Consider the following 16864-nt stretch of genomic DNA (forward strand, 5'->3'; position numbering starts at 1 on the left):
TCCTCCTTATTGAAATCAGGCTTTATTATTTCCGGTGGAACATTCTCTGGGCTTCCTGCACTTCACTTTTAATTTTAGACATTTCTTCATCTAGCTTAAACGCCGCTTCTGCTGCACGTTGTAATCTTTCTTTTACCTCAGTTGGTATCCTGCCTTTATACTTATAATTTAGAGAATGCTCATTTGTTGCCCAGAAGTTCATGGCTAATGTTCTAATTTGAATTTCTGCCATAAGAATTTTCCTACCATCAATAGTTTCTACAGGATATTCGATTATTAGATGATAGGATCTGTATCCACTATTCTTTTTCTCTGAGACATAATCCTTCTCTTCTATAATCGAAAGGTCATCGCGGCTTCGGAGCATCTCTACAATGGTATATATGTCATCAACAAACTGACAGACTACTCGTAACCCTGCAATATCCTGTATTTTTTGTTCAATATCAGTCATTTTAATCTGTCTACTTTCAGCTTTTTCCAAGATACTTGGAACAGGTTTAACTCTACCTGTAATAAATTCTATTGGTGAATGCCTTGATTCATATTCAAACTGTTTTCGTATTCCTTTAAGTTTTACTTTTAATTCCTCTACTACCTGTATATAAGGTGCAAGCAACGCTCCCCAATTCACAATTAACACCACCTGATTTTCTTCTAAAACGCGCAATAAAGCCGTTTAGCTCTATGTACGAATCGTCAGGATATAATTCCCATCCTATTGTACCATAATCTAACACAATGGCTAATCTTTGCATATTTGCTTCGCATTAGCCATAATCAATACTAACCAATTTAAAATAATGGAGAGAATAATGTGACACAGGAAATTGAGATTGAATATAAAAATATACTAACAAAAAAAGAATTCGAGTTACTATTAAATATGCTTCCTTTTTCAATAGAAGGTAAAACACAAACAAATTACTATTTTGAAACAAAGGATTTTCTTTTAAAAGAGAATGGAGCAGCACTGCGAATTAGAGAAAAGCAAGGAGCTTACCAACTTACTTTAAAGGAACCAAATGAGACGGGGTTACTGGAGACGCATGACACCTTGTCCGAAGAGGAAGTGGATAAGTGGTTGAGTGGAAAGCCAATAGCAAAAGAGCATACGCAAAAACAGCTAGATAAATGGAATATTACACCATCTTCCCTAACGTACTTTGGTGCCTTGACAACAGTTCGACGAGAAATTCCGTATCGTGATGTCTTACTGGTACTTGATTATAGTACGTATAATGGGCAGGCAGATTATGAACTGGAGCTTGAAGCACCGTCCGAGGAAGTTGGCAGATCCGTGTTTCAGTCGCTACTTAAACAATTTGCCATACCTGAGCGAAAAACACCTAATAAAATTCAGAGATTCTTTCAATCCTTGGATACAAGAGAATAGCTTAATCCTTAATACAATCAGATTATTTGCCCACAATCCCTTCCGTTGCTACAATATATACAAACTTCAAATCAAAAGCACTAACGCATCTTTTATAGTGATGGTCTAGAAGCTTTTATAATAGCAAGGGGAATTTTCGATGAGAGAAACTGGAACAATGTTTGAGGCAATTGGTGGCTATGAGACCATTGAACGACTCGTCAATGCGTTTTATAAGCGTGTCGCCGTTAATACGGAACTTATCCCTATATTCCCGGAAGATCTGACAGAAACAGCAAGAAAACAAACATTATTTTTAACCCAGTTTTTTGGTGGGCCTTCATTATATTTGGAGGAACGTGGCCATCCTATGCTTAGAAGAAGGCACTTACCTTTTAAAATAACTCCCAAAAGACGTGATGCCTGGTTAGAATGCATGGCGCAAGCATTAGTCGAAGCTGAAATAGAGGAACCATATCGCACAGCTATATATGAAAAATTAACGATGACTGCTAACCACATGATGAACACACCAGAATAACAGAAAGGAGAATCGATGTGAGCTGGAATCAAACAGAGCTTAGCTCAACACATGCCAACACATCGGGAAATTACAGCTTTTTTGATGTTCTGCAAAAACCAATTGAGATGTATGTTTTCGTTGACCCTCTTTGTCCAGAATGCTGGGCGCTAGAACCATATATAAAAAAGCTTTCTATTGAATACGGTCGTTTTTTCACTGTTCGTCCTATCGTAAGTGGCCATATTAACACATTAAATAGAGATCAATTTGATAAACCGAAACGACTAAGGGATATATGGGAAAAAACTGCGAAACGAACAGGAATGAGCTGTGACGGTGATTTGTGGATCGATAATCCGGTCACATCGCCGTGGCTTGCTTCCATTGCTATTAAAGCAGCGGAACTGCAAGGAAAAAAGGCTGGAAGACAATTTCTACGTAAAATCCAAGAAGAAGCATTTTTAAATAAACAGAACATTTCAGATGAATCGGTACTCCTGAAATGTGCAGAAAGAGCGAATTTAGATACAGCAGAATTCCAAAGTGACTTATACTCCTCTTCTGCAAAGAAAGCATTTCAATGTGACCTTAAGTTAACCCAAGAAATGGAAGTTGACTATATCCCAACGATCGTTTTCTTTAACCAAATGGTAGAAGAACAGGGCATTAAGGTTTCGGGCCTCTATCCGTATGAAATTTATGTACGTGTATTACAGGAAATATTGCGCATTCATCCTATTCCATCAGAGAAGCCATCACTTGAAGATTTTCTAGCACACTATAATATCGTTGGTAGCAAGGAAATCTCTGTTGTATATGACTGGAGTCAAGCACAAACAGAAAAAGAAATGAAAAAACTGCAGTTGAAACAAATTGTAGAAAGAATTCCTGTTAAGTACGGTTCTTTTTGGAAATATATTGGTAAACGATAAAGACTTAAGCCTTTTAGAAGGCTTATTTTTTTATGTATGATTAGATCCTCTCTCCTACCCTTTTTCAGGATGCGGTCGATTTATAAAAATAGAGGATATACGGGGCAGCGTATATCCTCTATATCTCTCTTTGTATAAATAAACAAAGGGGGATGGGAGAAAGTTTCATGATTCAAACAAAGGGGTTTTGTTTGTTCTCATCTTACAAACTAACTATACCAAGTTTGCTCGTATGTTTCAATAAGTATGTTCACATTTTCACAGAAGTGTCACACTTCTAAATTACGTCTAAAAAACATAAGCATTATCATATGCAAACAAAATAAAAATGTGATAGGAGGACCTTCTGTGCAAGGCTTATTTCCCTTTTTTTTCCTTGTCCTGACCGTGTTCGCGTTCTTTTTAAACATCCTCGGTTTAATGGACGTCATCCCACTTTACCTTACATTACCAATCTTATTTATTTGCATCTATTTAACCGTTTATTCATTCACAAATAAAAAGGTTTATCGCGGGATGAGATAGCAAAACAGGATGATCATTTGACCATCCTGTTTTTTGTTTGTTTAATTTTGTTGAGATAATAGTTCTTCCATTTCATTCAGCTTTTTTTCAAAGACATCTAGCGCATCTAAAATAGGTTGTTTAGATGTCATATCCACCCCTGCCTGTTTTAAGACTTCGATTGGGTAATCACTACTTCCAGCTTTCAAGAAGTTAAGATAGCGATCCACTGACCCGTCTTCTTTAGCAAGGATTTTGTTAGCAAGTGCTGTAGCTGCAGAATAGCCTGTAGCATATTGGTACACATAATAATTGTAGTAGAAATGCGGAATACGGGCCCACTCAAGTCCGATCTCCTCGTCAGATACAACTGCATCTCCAAAATATTTTTTATTTAGCTCATAATAAAGCTCTGTTAGTCTCTCAGCTGTCAACGCTTCCCCATTTTGCATCCGCACATGGATATCATGCTCAAATTCTGCAAACATTGTTTGACGGAAAACTGTTCCACGGAATCCTTCCAGAAAATGATTTAACAGGTATAGTTTTTCCTTTTCATCCTCTGTTGTTTTTAGTAAATGATCATTAAGTAATGCTTCATTACATGTAGAAGCAACTTCTGCAACAAAGATGGAATAATTACCGTAACGGTACGGTTGATTCTTTCTTGTATAATAACTATGCACAGAATGACCGAGTTCATGCGCAAGTGTAAACATATTATTCACATTGTCCTGCCAGTTCAACAGAATATACGGATTTGTACCATAAGCTCCTGAAGAGTATGCACCGCTACGTTTACCTTTATTTTCTTCTACGTCAATCCAACGGTTCTCATAGCCTTCTTTAACAATGTTAAGGTATTCTTCTCCGAGTGGCTCTAATCCTTCTAAAACGACTTTCTGAGCCTTTTCGTATGGAATTTCCATGTCGACATCTTGCACAAGCGGTGTAAAGAGGTCATACATATGCAATTCATCCAATTTCATTACCTTTTTGCGAAGTGCAGCATAACGATGTAACAATGGTAGCTTTTCGTTTACAGCTTCCACAAGATTGTCATATACCTGCTCAGGAATATTGTTATTGTCCAATGCAGCTTCTCTTGCAGAGTTATAGTTGCGCACTTTTGCATAAAAGTTATCCTTTTTAACGTTACCATTTAATGTGGAGGCGAAAGTGTTCTTAAACTCACCATACTTTCCGTACATTGCTTTAAATGCTTCTTCACGGACGCGTTGATCTTTAGATTCAAGAAAACTAATATAGCGACCATGGGTTAGCTCGACTTCCTCCCCTGATTCATTTTTAATACGAGGGAATGTCAAATCAGCATTATTTAGCATACCAAATGTCTGAGAAGCACTAGACATCGGCTCTGAAGCCTCAGCTAGCAATGCCTCTTCCTTTTGACTTAGAACATGAGGACGTTGTCTTGTAATCTCATCAAGTGTTTTCTTATAAGCCTGCAAACCTTGATTTTCCTTGAGAAAAGCCTCGACCTTTCCTTCTTCCATAGCCAAAATTTCTGGTACAACAAAGCTCATCTCACTTGAAGCTTGTGTCAATACATTTTCCGCTTTTGCGTTTAAACCCTGATACCATGAGTTAGTTGTATCCTCATCGTAACGCATATGCGCATATGTATAAAGCTTACCAAGACGTTGAGATAATTTGTCCTGTAGCTGTAGCATGTTGTACAAACTGTCAGCAGAATCAGATAATTTACCTTGGAACTCTGCTATTTGTGGAATATCCTTTTGTAGTTGCGCCAATTCTTCGTCCCATGCCTGATCGGTTTCAAAAATGTCTTCCAGTTTCCAGGTCAAATTTACAGGAAGTTCATTACGTTTTGGTAACTCTTTTGTCGATTTAGCCACTAATATTCCTCCTTTTTTCTCTTTAACTAGTTCTTACAACTCAATGTAGGAGCCCTGATTATAAACCCACTATAATTAGTATATCGAATTCAAGCGGAATAATGCTCGTATTTTGCTTAGGGTCCCGAAATTATTTTACCAAATTTTACTTAAGAATTGTAGAGTCAATTCATTATCCGCCTTGATAGCGTCTTCCACAGAGGAAAAATAGGATATGGGGCTGAGCTTCTGGTATTGGTTAGAAGTCATTTCGCAAAAGTATCCGAGCTGACAAAGGAGCTGCATATACTCTGCAATGGGATTTGAGAAGTGTTTTATGAGCGGAAAGATACCTCGGGGATGTTGGACCTGTCTTAGCACAGCATTGAGTCTATTAAGAGAAATTGTTCCACCGATCGGTAAAGGAGACAGTACCTCGATCACGAGCTTACTCTGCCATTTCCAAAGAGGCTGCCTCATAAAATGCTGAGAAGGCACTGGGATGTGGACGATAGTGGGTAGAAAATCACGATGTAGGCCTTTTTCATAGAGCCATTTATGCCATTTCGACTCTGAACCGAACTGCCTTATTGGACTTATCCTGAAACGCGCTTTCTCTTTTTTCCATAACCTCCACAGTGTTTGTCTCTCGAAGTTACGAAAATGAAATAGTTCAGGAAACTGTATGGCCTGAAGCATACGAATTTGAATTAATCCAAAAGCAAGGCCGTTACCTATACTATATATGTCCATTAAGTTGATAAGTTGAATTGTATGTGGACAAAAGAAGTAAATAATCGGTGGGGTTGCCGCGGTAAATTGGTGTATAAATAGTTGTAGGAAAGCATCCAGTTTAAAACCGTTTGTTGATTTTCGTTTTAGTAGCTGCTCCCCCATAATCCAAATTGGGGTAATTCCTGCTTGTTTATAGCCGTTATTACGTTTAATGATAACTTCTGGCGGGATTCGAGCACATTGAAATTCAATCGCAATCATTTTATTGCCGGCCGTCAATAAAATATCCGGACGTTGCTGAATTTCTGGTAAATAGGCTTCTAATTTCACTTGTAACTGTTGGGCCTTCAACCATTGATATAGCAGAAGTTTCCCTTGTTCATGATAGGCACTTTCTCCATTCTCTGAAGTAATACAGGCATCAGCATGATGGTGGGCAAAATGGGGTATTAATTTTTTACCGGCCTTTGCGATTACCCTGCTTCCACATACAGGACAAGTAAATGTCTGCTTCTCTAATTTAAGTTGCTTGAGCTCAGCCGATGTCAGGATGGCAAGTGTGATGAGCTCTCCCCCACTTGATTTAGCCTGAAGCATCCGATAAATCACCTCCTCACCATCCTTCATTCGACATTAACGGAGTAATTCCTTCTTTAAATAATAGAAATATTCACTACTGCCATAAGGATGCTAATGAAAGTACGTAACAAAAAAAGACACTCTAATTACAGAGTGTCTATGCTTTGGCTGGAAAATACTTACGTACTTGCTCAAACGTTTTTTCTTCAAATATTCTCTTACCGTATTCTTCAAGGAGATGGATTGTTAGTTCCGAATCTTTTCCAAATTCGAATACCTGACTGATAATATCCTCCTGTGCATTCTCATCTAATAAATCTTGTGAGAATTCAAGATAGAGATAGTAGTCATTATCAAAGTGATAAAGCGTTTCTTCAGCACTTCCTTCAAAGTTCTCAAAATAGTGACTTAGTTGTATAACATCTTCAAAGTCCTTGAATTTGACGATAATCCATAGGTTAGCTGCTTCTAGCTCTTCATTGCCTTCTTCTTCAGTTGTTTCGTCGTCTAGTTCATTCGTTTTACCAAACTTTTCTTCAAGCATGTTTTCAATGTTTTTATTTACTGAGAAACCGGAAGTATTGCCATCTTCTTCAGAAAGCTGAATGCTTTCCCCATTTTTAGATATATTCGCATTCGTTACAATAATTTCAAGGCCTTTTTCCAATGCTTGGACTTGAATCCATAATGGACCTTCCACATTGAAACCTTCTTTATAATTTACCTCATCCATCATCTGCCAAAAGAGCTGTTCACTGCGCTCACGGTTATACCAAATTTCTTCTCTTTCGAAACCACGGTCTTCAATGTCCATATAAGAAATATAAAATTTCACCGTATTCTCATTAATTCTTTCTATTTCCATCGATAGTTCTCTCCCTTCTGGTCATAGTTTATAGGTGGAAGAGATAGCTTCACCTTAATCTATATAAATAAACCCTGTATTTCTATTACCCTAAATAGCCTGTCTCTAACCATTAGCTAATTAGCATATTCTCCTTATATGGAAGGATGATTTCCTACTCTCATTGTATGATACTACATAAGTATTTGGAAATTAATATGCCTATATATTATAAATAGTTAGTAACATATTCTAAACTATTTCCCCTAATTTGTCACGATGAATTTTTTGACAATATTATAACGTTTTCAAAATAGCACCAAAAAACCTGCACACCATGAAAAACGCGGATCATTTAAAATGAACCGCGTTTTTATTATTCATTTTTATTTTACGATTAGTTTACCATGCGTTGCGCTTCACGTAACTGGAATGTGCGCACTGTTCTTGGTAAGAATCTGCGAATCTCATCTTCGTTATACCCAACCTGCAGACGCTTTTCATCTAAGATTATTGGTCTTCTCAATAATCCAGGGTTTTTCTGGATCAAATTAAACAGATCCTTCATTGGTAATTGATCAATATTAACGTCCAATTTTTGAAAGACTTTTGACCGTGTTGATATGATCTCATCAGTTCCATCTTCCGTCATACGTAAAATTTCCTTGATTTCATCCAGTGATAATGGCTCGGAAAATATGTTACGTTCCGTAAACGGGATATCATGTTCTTCTAACCATGCTTTTGCTTTTCTGCAAGATGTACAACTTGGTGAGGTATAAAGTGTTACCATATAAAACTTCACTCCTCATTCTAAAGTGGGTTGAATTCATTTCATAACATTGAACAACTTATTAAATTAAAATAAGTTTAATTAACCCTTTATGTAAATTATACTACATTTGTCAAGCGAAAGGTAGAGGGTATACGAGAAAATAGGGTTTTTTTATAAAATGTTCATGAAATGTTTTTAATTCGTTACTTGTAAGGTACCCCAAAACATTTTCAAATAAACCACTTACATGAAAAAATTCTCAATTCGCTTATAAACCGTGTAAACGATTACTTTTAAATATTCAAAAAATTTATGGAAAAGTACTTGCATTTTGCCTTGTTTCCTTTTATGATAATTAACATAACTTGCTGTGTTAGGTTTCCTAACATCAACAAAAGAAAGGGTGTGTTAAGGATGAAAAAGATTGAAACAATTATCCGACCTGAAAAGTTCCAACCATTGCGTAATGCATTGTCGTCTATTGGAATTGGCGGATTGACCGTTACAGAAGCAGCTGGAACCGGAAAACAAAAAGGGCAAACTGGTGTGTTTAGAGGGACCACTTTCCAAATACAATTACTACCGAAAATCAAGGTAGAAATGATTGTAGAGGACAATCAGCTTGATGAAATTGTATCCATTATTCTCGAGACCTGCAGTACTGGTAATATCGGCGACGGGAAAATCTTTGTTTCTTCTGTCGAAGAAGTAATTCGAATTCGCACTGGAGAACGTGGCAACGAAGCTGTTATTTAGTTCCATATCTTAAAAAGGAGGACGAATCATGTTAAAGAAAAGTTTGTTATTATCACTATTCCTATTCTTAGTTGCATCACCTGTCTATGCCGCACCAACTACCGAATCCTTGCAAATTTCAGTTGACCTAGTGTGGGTTATGTTCGCAGCATTCTTAGTGTTTTTCATGCATGCTGGATTTGCAATGGTCGAGTCAGGGTTTACTCGTGCAAAAAATTCACTTAATATTCTGATGAAAAACTTTTTAACTATAAGTCTAGCATCCATATTATTCTTTGTGGTCGGCTATGGGCTTATGTTTGGAACAACTGCCGGTTCTATAATTGGTATTGATGGCTTTCTATTAAGCGGCGTGGAAGATATTGGATTCTTCGTATTCCAGGCTATGTTTGTTGCAACATGTGCAACAATAATTTCCGGGGCTGTTGCCGAACGTATGAAGCTAGGAAGTTACATTTTATTTGTCATAGCAATGACAAGCGCTATCTACCCGGTTGTTGGACATTGGATCTGGCAGGGTGATGGTTGGTTAACAAATCTAGGCTTCAGTGATTTTGCTGGCTCTACAGTAGTACATTTAACAGGGGCAGTCGGTGCGTTAACTGTCGTATTATTCCTTGGACCACGTATTGGAAAGTATACAGGCAAGAAAGTGAATGTCATACCAGGTCACAACATTCCATTAGGTGCACTGGGTGTGTTTATACTTTGGCTTGGGTGGTTTGGCTTTAATGGTGGGAGCACACTTGCCGCAGATCCAACGCTCGTTCCAATGGTAATCGGCACAACACTTCTTTCCACTTCTGCAGCTTTAGTATCCACTGCTGCTTATACAAAATTCCGTTTTAAACGTGTTGATGCTTCCCTATCATTAAATGGTGTACTCGCCGGGTTAGTTGGTATCACTGCAGGCACAGCAGAGATTTCCCTTGCAGGATCTATTCTGGTCGGATTAATTTCCGGGGTGGTACTTGTAGAAGGGATACGTTTCCTAGATACGAAGCTACGAATTGACGACCCAGTTGGCGCTATTACCGTTCATGGAATCTGTGGAGTTTGGGGTACACTTGCGGTCGGACTCTTCTCCACCTCTACAGGACTTTTTTATGGCAATGGTTTCTCCCAGTTAGGTATACAGTTAATCGGAGTGCTTGCGGTTATTGCCTGGACCATGTTAACTGTAGGAGCATTCACTTTCATCCTTACCCGCTTCTCTTCTATTCGTGTATCGGAAGAAGAAGAAATTGCAGGACTTGATTTTGCAGAACACGGTTCTAACGCATATGAATTAAAAGAAACATTACTAACAGACGAGGCTTTGCCATTAAAGAATGGACTTGGCTTAGCTGATCGGCTTAACAATCTATCAGTGGGGCGTACGGAAAAAAAATCATCATAAAAAAAAGATTAGATGAATTGTAGCTTACACGTAAAGTGGGCACTTAAAAAAAGTATTGAAAAAAGGGAATACAAAGGCCGAACAATCATTCGAATCTTTATGGAGAATCGAATGCTGTTCGGCCTTTGCTCATTTTATTTTATTTGGACCTAAACATATTTAGGCTTTATGCTTTTTCAGTTGTTCCTAGACCTTTTAAAATATCGTCCCGGGCATTGTCTTCATCGTAGCTCAATACTTCATCCACCGGCTGATATGCACGGCCGTAGATTTCTTCATCTTTATACGTATGAATATCTTCATACATTTTCTTCATCTGTTCAAAAATAACTTCTTCTGTTTCATTGTTTGGAGACCAGAATAATATCTCCATTGGGGTTTCCTCATTTGTCGCTAATGAACGACGGTTATACCCTATTGATTGCGCATGAGTAAAGCCTTCCCTATGATAGAAATGCAGACGCTTTTCTGTATCTGTATCCTCATAATCTACAGGTTCAACTTCTAAGATAATCGGCTTGTTTTTCTTCTTTAGCTTATCAATTAACTTATGGCCAATTCCTTGACCACGCGTTGCTGCAGATACCCATAGATAATCGATAAAGAGAAACGAATCAAACTCTGCATACATTAAAACATGCTTGGGGCTTTCGTCTTTGTAGTAGACATCCCCCTTTTCTTTTAAAAGCATCTCCATATGCTTTTTTGATTTCATCTCTTCTACCGGAAAATACTTATTTAACTTTTCATACCAATTCATTGATCTACTCCTTATTTTTAGTAGTCCTCTCTAGTATAACGAATAATCTTGCTTTTGTTAAATCGTTACCAAAAAATGTACGTCTGCATATTTTGTCCGTTTGTTTTTAAGCCATACGAAAAGCAGCTCTCTGTCAGGGAGAGAGCTGCTTAACCTTATTCTTTATATCCTATTTTATAATCAACGTTTTCTGTATAACTGTTACCTGAATTCCAAAGCAAGAATTCATTAATGCCACTTTCATGTAATGCCTTTATTTGTGCCTCAACCTCTGCTTTGCCATATTGCTTCGTTGGACCGCTGTATAGCCATGGCGCTTCAAAATCTTGGATCCATGGTCGTGATACTGGTGGCTCTTCCAATGCACCTAGTACTTCATTCTCTACTTTGGCATACTCCTTCACAAGCTTATACGGTTCTTTATCTGGAACTTCAATACCAAAATAAGAAGTCCAATGGCTTGGATAAATCATAGAGGAGATGACATCCACGTTGTCAGAAATTTTGGAGAAGTTTTGCCCAATGCCTGGTGCTTCTTCAATCGTTGCAGCATAACCGAAAATATCAACAGCCACATCAACATCATAATTGGACATTTCTTCCTTTGCATAAGCAACAAAGTCTGTCACTGCTTGTACACGTTTCTTGATATTATTCATATCAGATTCCGCATAATCCCCCATGGAGTATTCTAATTCATCATCTCTACTTTCAAAGCCTTCCGGAAAACGAACATAGTCAAATTGGATTTCTTGGAAGCCCATCTCTGCAGCCATTTTCGCGATGCCTACATTATACTCCCATACTTCTTTTTGAAAAGGACTTACAAATGCTTCCCCTTTTCCGTTAACCCAGACCTTGCCGTTTTCCTTAAAGGAAAGTTCAGGTCTTTCTTTTGCTAGAACCGAATCTTTAAACACTACAACTCTCGCGATAGGGTATATCCCCTTCTCTTCTAGGGTTTTCATCATTGCTTCAGGATCATCAATGAAATTCTTCGCGATGTCTTCATATGGAGAACCTTCTTCTGGCTTGAACGTAAGATTTCCATTATCTTCTTTTACATCAATAACCATTGCATTAAGGTCTGTGCTTTCAATCATGTCCACTAAAGATTCAAAACGACTTCCGCCTGCTGAATTTCCTGTAACATAAAGACCGCGAACCGCATCAGGGTATTCAAATTCGTAACCTGAATCATATGTAAATCGCTTCATGTTATCAATTGCTAAGGGCTTAATGCTCGTTTGCCGTTCCTTATGAGAGCTTACCGTCTCTTCTGCAGCTACAGTGTCTATGGAGAGCACACTTGGCAGTAGAAGCGTCATCATCGTTGTCATTGTTAGTAGTTTTTTCCCCATCCTATCAATCTCCCATTTTTATATTTAAATCTAGTATAAAGGATTACCTGTTAAAATTGGAAGGATTATACTAGAATTTGTCGAAAAGTCGGTTGGTAACTATTACCCTTAATGGGAGATACAATAACCTGTTTAGGAATTTTTCTACTTGATAACGAGGAATAGTTTGACCCTTTTGTGAATAGCCAAATACTCAAACGGGTTCTGTATAATAGCCATCAATAAAACCAACCTCAGGAGAGATTGGTTTTATGTTAACTAACAATGTCTAGCCAAATTTTAATTGCGGTTCCAAAAATTAAGATTGCCAAAATCCATTGTAAAATTTTCGTATTCACTTTTTTCCCTAAATGTGCTCCTAAAGGTGAGGCGATTAAGCTAGCAATAATCATGATCAAGGCAGGTATAAACAATACTTGTCCAGTCATTAATTTACCGGTTGTCGCGCCTATCGAAGAAATGAACGTTATAGCCAAAGATGTTGCAATGGTCATTCTTGTAGGGATCTTTAATACCAGAAGCATAATTGGCACTAAAATAAATGCTCCTGCAGCCCCTACAATTCCTGCTCCAATACCGACTAAAAATGCTAGAAATGACGCCACCCATTTGTTAAAGGTGACCTGCTCCAGCGGGATATCGTCAATTCCCTTTTTCGGCATAAACATCATAATTGCAGCAATAGTCGCTAGCAATCCATAAACAAGATTAACTCCGCCATTCGTCATGAATTGCGATCCGTATCCACCAATAAAACTTCCAAGTAAAATACTTATTCCCATATAAATAATTAGTGTTTTGTTTAAATATCCTCCTTTACGGTATGCCCAAACACCACCTATTGTTGCAAATAAGACTTGAACTGCACTAATCCCAGCAACTTCATGTGCAGTGAACGCCGTCAAACCAACCAGGGATGGGAGATATAATAGCATTGGATATTTAATAATTGATCCACCGATTCCTACCATTCCTGAAACAAAGGAACCGATAAAGCCAATCAGAAAGATAGTTACGATAAAAATAAAACTATATTCCATAATGCAGTCCCTCCTTATAGGAGGGGACCCATACTAATGAGTCTCCTTCTATCCTTTTTTAATCCAAAATTTTAATACATTATCTTCTTCAGTGTCTTTTAACAGTTCATGGCCACCAGATTTTGCCCATGCGGTGAGGTCACTTTTGGCCCCTTTATCAGTTGCATGAACCTCTAGTACTTCCCCTGAGTTAAGTTCTTCCATTCTTTTTTTCGTTTTTACAATCGGCATTGGACATGCTAATCCTTTTGCATCTAATACTTTCTTTACTTCCATTCTTTTCTCCTCCTTGTATTAACCTTCAACCGCACAACGGTTCGGTCCTATTTCCATTTCTTTTTGTTCTTCGTGTTCTGGAGTGATTTGCCCCAGGTTTGTTTGACGAATATCCTGATAAGCATTCGGTTGTGGTGGAAGGTTTTCAGTTACCATTTTTCGGAATACTCCTTCATCCTCAACCTGTAAACCTGAATTTTTACTATATAGATCTCCTAAACGAGCAGACACTTTACCGCCTTCTCCTAATTCTTCTGCAAATGAATAGTGGGCTGGTAGCACAACTAAATCATCGGAAAGTTCCTTGTAGCGATTATAAAGTGTGTTACGAAGATCACCTACCCAGTCTTCTGCCAAACCAGCTAAGTCTGGACGACCAATTGATTTCACAAATAGAATATCACCTGTTAATAAATACGTATCATCAATAATAAATGACGTACTACCAATGGTATGACCTGGTGAGTATACTGGATGGACTTTTACTGCTGTATTTCCTACAATAATGTCATTTCCTTCTTCTAATGGCGTATAATCAAACGTCACCTCAGTAGCATCTTTGGGTGGCAGGTGATACTTTCCATCTACTTTACTTGCAAGGCTAAGGCCACCAGAAATATGGTCGGCGTGTAAGTGTGTATCTATCAAATGTTTAATTTGAATACCCTGTTTTTCTGCAAAATTTTCATATACATCTGTCATTCGTGCTGTATCGATGATAGCTGCTTCTCCGTTTGATTCAATGAAATAAGATAGACAGCCTTTTCCTAGACGTACAAATTGATACAACGAACCACCATCGGTTAAATCACCAATTTTCACTGGCTCCAGATGCTCACTCCATGCTTTCATACCACCTTCTAGGCTGTAAGCATTTATAAAACCAGCTTCTTCTAGTAAGTCTGCAACCATCTCTGAGGAGCCACCTTTTGCACAAACAACAATTATTTCCTTATCCTTCTCTAACCTACTCGAAACTGGTTCGACATCATCTAATAGATTGAAGTACGGCTCGTTAATGACCTCTACCTTACCACCTTCAATTTTCCAATTATCAAATTCATCTGTATTGCGTACATCTAAAATTACCGTTTTCTCATGATTAATTACTTTTTTCGCTAGAGTTTTAGTTGAAATTGTTTTAGCCATACATTTCCCTCCTAGTTATTTTCGTTTGTTGGCCCTTCCCAGTTAGACATACCAGGTACAATGTTTTTCACATTTTTATAGCCGTTTGCTTTCAACTTTTGTGCAGCTAAATCACTTCGACTTCCTGTTCGGCAAATAATGTGTAGTTCTTCATTTTGGTCAATCTCTGAAAGTCTTTCTTCTAGTTCCCCGAGGGGTATATTTTTAGCACCAGGTATATGACCAAAGGCAAACTCTGCTGGTTCGCGGACATCCACAATAGCAAGGGACTCTCCAGCATCTATTTTATTACGAAGTATTCGCAAGTCCATGATAGCTTCGTGCTTAGTATCTTCTTTTGTTTCTTCCTCACTTGCTTTTCTTAAATAGTGCTTCAATACTTCTCCATCTATTACTGTTCCCAAATACTGGTGCCCTGTACTATCTGCCCACGCTTTTATATGAGCTGTAGAACCTTTATCAGTTGCTTGCACCTCAATTACCTGACCTGGTTCCAAATTAGTGATTGCTTTCTTCGTTCTAACAATCGGCATAGGACATGCCAAACCTTTTGCATTTAAAATTTCATTTGCATTTATACTCATATGATCTTCTCCTTTTATTTCTCTACTTCGTCTTCCCAAGCAAGCATGCCACCTACCATATTGGTAACTTCATAACCTTGATCACTTAAAAATGCACAGGCCTTGCCACTTCTTCCGCCAGAACGACAAACAATAAAATATTGTTGATCTTTATCTATTTCATCTAATCGTTCAGGTAGTTGTCCTAAAGCTATATGAAGAGTACCAGGAATTTTACCTTGAGCAACCTCATCTTCTTCTCTCACATCGATTATGCTCAACGTTTCTTCTTCCTTTAACTTCTTCGCTAGTTCTTTTGCAGTTATTTCCTTCATTATTATTTCTCCCTCCACGTTGTTCAGTTCTTTCCTTTCTTACAGCGCCTAAACATACACCTAGGGGTATATAATTTTATAAAAAAATTAGATAAATAAATTTACGTTACCTTGTTCAGCATCACCAATATATGCTGCAACCCCAGCATAATCAATACCATCCAACAATTCTTCCTGTTGCAGACCAAGTAAGTCCATTGTCATTGTACAAGCAATCATTTTAACTTCTTGTTCCTGTGCCATTTCCACTAACTGAGGTAGTGTCATTGCATTGTGTTTCTTGATTACTTGCTTAATCATTTTAGGACCCATTCCTAAGTAGTTCATTTTAGATAGTCCCATTTTTTCAGCGCCTCTCGGCATCATTTTGCCGAACATTTTCTCCATAAGCCCTTTCTTCAATGAAACTTGGTTCTCTTTGCGGAGTGCGTTGAGTCCCCAGAAAGTATGAAAAATAGTAACCTCATGATCATAAGCAGCAGCTCCATTAGCAATTATATAGGCTGCCATTGCTTTATCGTAATCACCACTAAATAATACAATTGTTGTTTTCTTTTTATCGGACATATCCTTCTCTCCTTTTATAATATACATATACACGTAGGGGTATATGTAATGTTTAAAAAAATAGAGTTATATACACATAACCCTATTTTTAGGTTAAAGACTTAGAAATAATTTGTCAATCTTAACAAGTTATCGGCTTCTTACTAGTAAATTGACAGCCTCTTTAATCAGATCTTCTGAACTTTCTCCTTTATCCTTTTCCTCACGGATACATTGCTCAAGATTTGTGCTAACAATTAATGCAGCTGTACGGTCTAAAGCACTCCTTACTGCTGTCATTTGCGTCACAACATCACGACAGTCTTTTTCTTCTTCAATCATTTTTAATAGTCCTCTAACTTGCCCTTCAATACGCTTCATTCTGTTTTTAACTTTTGTATCATACTCCATTTGTTTTCACTCCTTCCTCTTTTGATTTCTGACTGACAAAGGACCTGTTATGCCTCTCTTCTACTTAGAAGATAGTTAGAGACTACAAGCTTAAACTAATGCAAAGCAAGTTGAAAGTGGTTTATATACAAAATTACTATAA

Annotated in this window: 19 protein-coding genes; 5 read left to right on the forward strand and 14 right to left on the reverse strand. The window is 37.7% G+C overall.

Features of this window, described 5'->3' with window-relative positions; genetic code table 11:
- Positions 1 to 25: 25 nt before the first annotated feature.
- Positions 26 to 634, reverse strand: a complete 609-nt coding sequence (locus ACTWPF_RS12975) for a GTP pyrophosphokinase (RefSeq protein WP_106896320.1) — start codon at positions 632 to 634, stop codon at positions 26 to 28.
- Positions 635 to 817: 183 nt separating this feature from the next.
- Between ACTWPF_RS12975 and ACTWPF_RS12980 the strand changes: the two genes are divergently transcribed.
- The 3 genes from ACTWPF_RS12980 (at position 818) to ACTWPF_RS12990 (ending at position 2830) form a co-directional block, all read left to right on the forward strand.
- Complete coding sequence (locus ACTWPF_RS12980) at positions 818 to 1396, forward strand: CYTH domain-containing protein (protein WP_443149374.1); 579 nt, start codon at positions 818 to 820, stop codon at positions 1394 to 1396.
- A 139-nt stretch (positions 1397 to 1535) separates the two neighbouring features.
- The gene (locus tag ACTWPF_RS12985) at positions 1536 to 1916 is read left to right on the forward strand and encodes a globin domain-containing protein (protein ID WP_036573874.1); all 381 of its coding nucleotides are present in this window, start codon (positions 1536 to 1538) and stop codon (positions 1914 to 1916) included.
- A gap of 17 nt (positions 1917 to 1933) precedes the next feature.
- On the forward strand, positions 1934 to 2830 hold the full coding sequence (locus tag ACTWPF_RS12990; RefSeq protein ID WP_106896318.1) for a ClpXP adapter SpxH family protein: 897 nt from the start codon (positions 1934 to 1936) through the stop codon (positions 2828 to 2830).
- A gap of 566 nt (positions 2831 to 3396) precedes the next feature.
- On the opposite strand, the gene pepF is transcribed toward ACTWPF_RS12990, so the two are convergent.
- The 4 genes from pepF to spxA all read right to left on the reverse strand — a co-directional run bounded on the left by pepF (position 3397) and on the right by spxA (position 8144).
- On the reverse strand, positions 3397 to 5214 hold the full coding sequence (gene pepF, locus ACTWPF_RS12995; RefSeq protein WP_443149375.1) for an oligoendopeptidase F: 1818 nt from the start codon (positions 5212 to 5214) through the stop codon (positions 3397 to 3399).
- 135 nt (positions 5215 to 5349) lie between these two features.
- Positions 5350 to 6525: a competence protein CoiA gene (locus ACTWPF_RS13000; protein WP_238018528.1), complete on the reverse strand. Its 1176-nt coding sequence runs from the start codon at positions 6523 to 6525 to the stop codon at positions 5350 to 5352.
- Positions 6526 to 6664: 139 nt separating this feature from the next.
- Entirely contained in the window at positions 6665 to 7372 is a 708-nt protein-coding gene (gene mecA, locus ACTWPF_RS13005; RefSeq protein WP_106896315.1) for an adaptor protein MecA, read from the reverse strand.
- 376 nt (positions 7373 to 7748) lie between these two features.
- Positions 7749 to 8144, reverse strand: a complete 396-nt coding sequence (gene spxA / locus ACTWPF_RS13010; protein WP_036573885.1) for a transcriptional regulator SpxA — start codon at positions 8142 to 8144, stop codon at positions 7749 to 7751.
- A gap of 396 nt (positions 8145 to 8540) precedes the next feature.
- Between spxA and ACTWPF_RS13015 the strand changes: the two genes are divergently transcribed.
- Both ACTWPF_RS13015 and ACTWPF_RS13020 read left to right on the forward strand, forming a co-directional pair.
- The gene (locus ACTWPF_RS13015) at positions 8541 to 8882 is read left to right on the forward strand and encodes a P-II family nitrogen regulator (RefSeq protein ID WP_036573887.1); all 342 of its coding nucleotides are present in this window, start codon (positions 8541 to 8543) and stop codon (positions 8880 to 8882) included.
- A 28-nt stretch (positions 8883 to 8910) separates the two neighbouring features.
- Positions 8911 to 10281, forward strand: a complete 1371-nt coding sequence (locus ACTWPF_RS13020) for an ammonium transporter (RefSeq protein WP_106896314.1) — start codon at positions 8911 to 8913, stop codon at positions 10279 to 10281.
- A 166-nt stretch (positions 10282 to 10447) separates the two neighbouring features.
- Here ACTWPF_RS13020 and ACTWPF_RS13025 read toward each other — a convergent pair whose 3' ends face one another.
- The 9 genes from ACTWPF_RS13025 to ACTWPF_RS13065 all read right to left on the reverse strand — a co-directional run bounded on the left by ACTWPF_RS13025 (position 10448) and on the right by ACTWPF_RS13065 (position 16722).
- Positions 10448 to 11041 carry a GNAT family N-acetyltransferase gene (locus ACTWPF_RS13025; RefSeq protein WP_036573890.1) on the reverse strand — a complete coding sequence of 198 codons (594 nt, stop codon included), beginning with the start codon at positions 11039 to 11041 and terminating at the stop codon, positions 10448 to 10450.
- Positions 11042 to 11196: 155 nt separating this feature from the next.
- Complete coding sequence (locus tag ACTWPF_RS13030) at positions 11197 to 12402, reverse strand: putative glycoside hydrolase (RefSeq protein ID WP_036573893.1); 1206 nt, start codon at positions 12400 to 12402, stop codon at positions 11197 to 11199.
- Positions 12403 to 12656: 254 nt separating this feature from the next.
- A complete protein-coding gene (locus ACTWPF_RS13035) occupies positions 12657 to 13442 on the reverse strand; it encodes a sulfite exporter TauE/SafE family protein (RefSeq protein WP_443149376.1) in 786 nt (261 codons plus the stop codon).
- Positions 13443 to 13490: 48 nt separating this feature from the next.
- Complete coding sequence (locus ACTWPF_RS13040) at positions 13491 to 13718, reverse strand: sulfurtransferase TusA family protein (RefSeq protein WP_443149377.1); 228 nt, start codon at positions 13716 to 13718, stop codon at positions 13491 to 13493.
- Positions 13719 to 13736: 18 nt separating this feature from the next.
- Positions 13737 to 14867 (reverse strand): MBL fold metallo-hydrolase, encoded by a 1131-nt coding sequence (locus ACTWPF_RS13045; protein ID WP_443149378.1) that lies wholly within the window; start codon positions 14865 to 14867, stop codon positions 13737 to 13739.
- Between the two features lie 11 nt (positions 14868 to 14878).
- Positions 14879 to 15451, reverse strand: a complete 573-nt coding sequence (locus tag ACTWPF_RS13050) for a sulfurtransferase TusA family protein (RefSeq protein WP_443149379.1) — start codon at positions 15449 to 15451, stop codon at positions 14879 to 14881.
- Positions 15452 to 15465: 14 nt separating this feature from the next.
- The gene (locus ACTWPF_RS13055; RefSeq protein ID WP_443149380.1) at positions 15466 to 15765 is read right to left on the reverse strand and encodes a rhodanese-like domain-containing protein; all 300 of its coding nucleotides are present in this window, start codon (positions 15763 to 15765) and stop codon (positions 15466 to 15468) included.
- Between the two features lie 87 nt (positions 15766 to 15852).
- A complete protein-coding gene (locus ACTWPF_RS13060) occupies positions 15853 to 16332 on the reverse strand; it encodes a DsrE/DsrF/DrsH-like family protein (protein ID WP_443149381.1) in 480 nt (159 codons plus the stop codon).
- A 129-nt stretch (positions 16333 to 16461) separates the two neighbouring features.
- Positions 16462 to 16722: a metal-sensitive transcriptional regulator gene (locus ACTWPF_RS13065; RefSeq protein WP_036573907.1), complete on the reverse strand. Its 261-nt coding sequence runs from the start codon at positions 16720 to 16722 to the stop codon at positions 16462 to 16464.
- Positions 16723 to 16864: the final 142 nt, after the last annotated feature.

This window comes from Oceanobacillus sp. M65 (assembly GCF_052246275.1).
GTDB lineage: Bacteria > Bacillota > Bacilli > Bacillales > Amphibacillaceae > Oceanobacillus_B > Oceanobacillus_B jordanicus.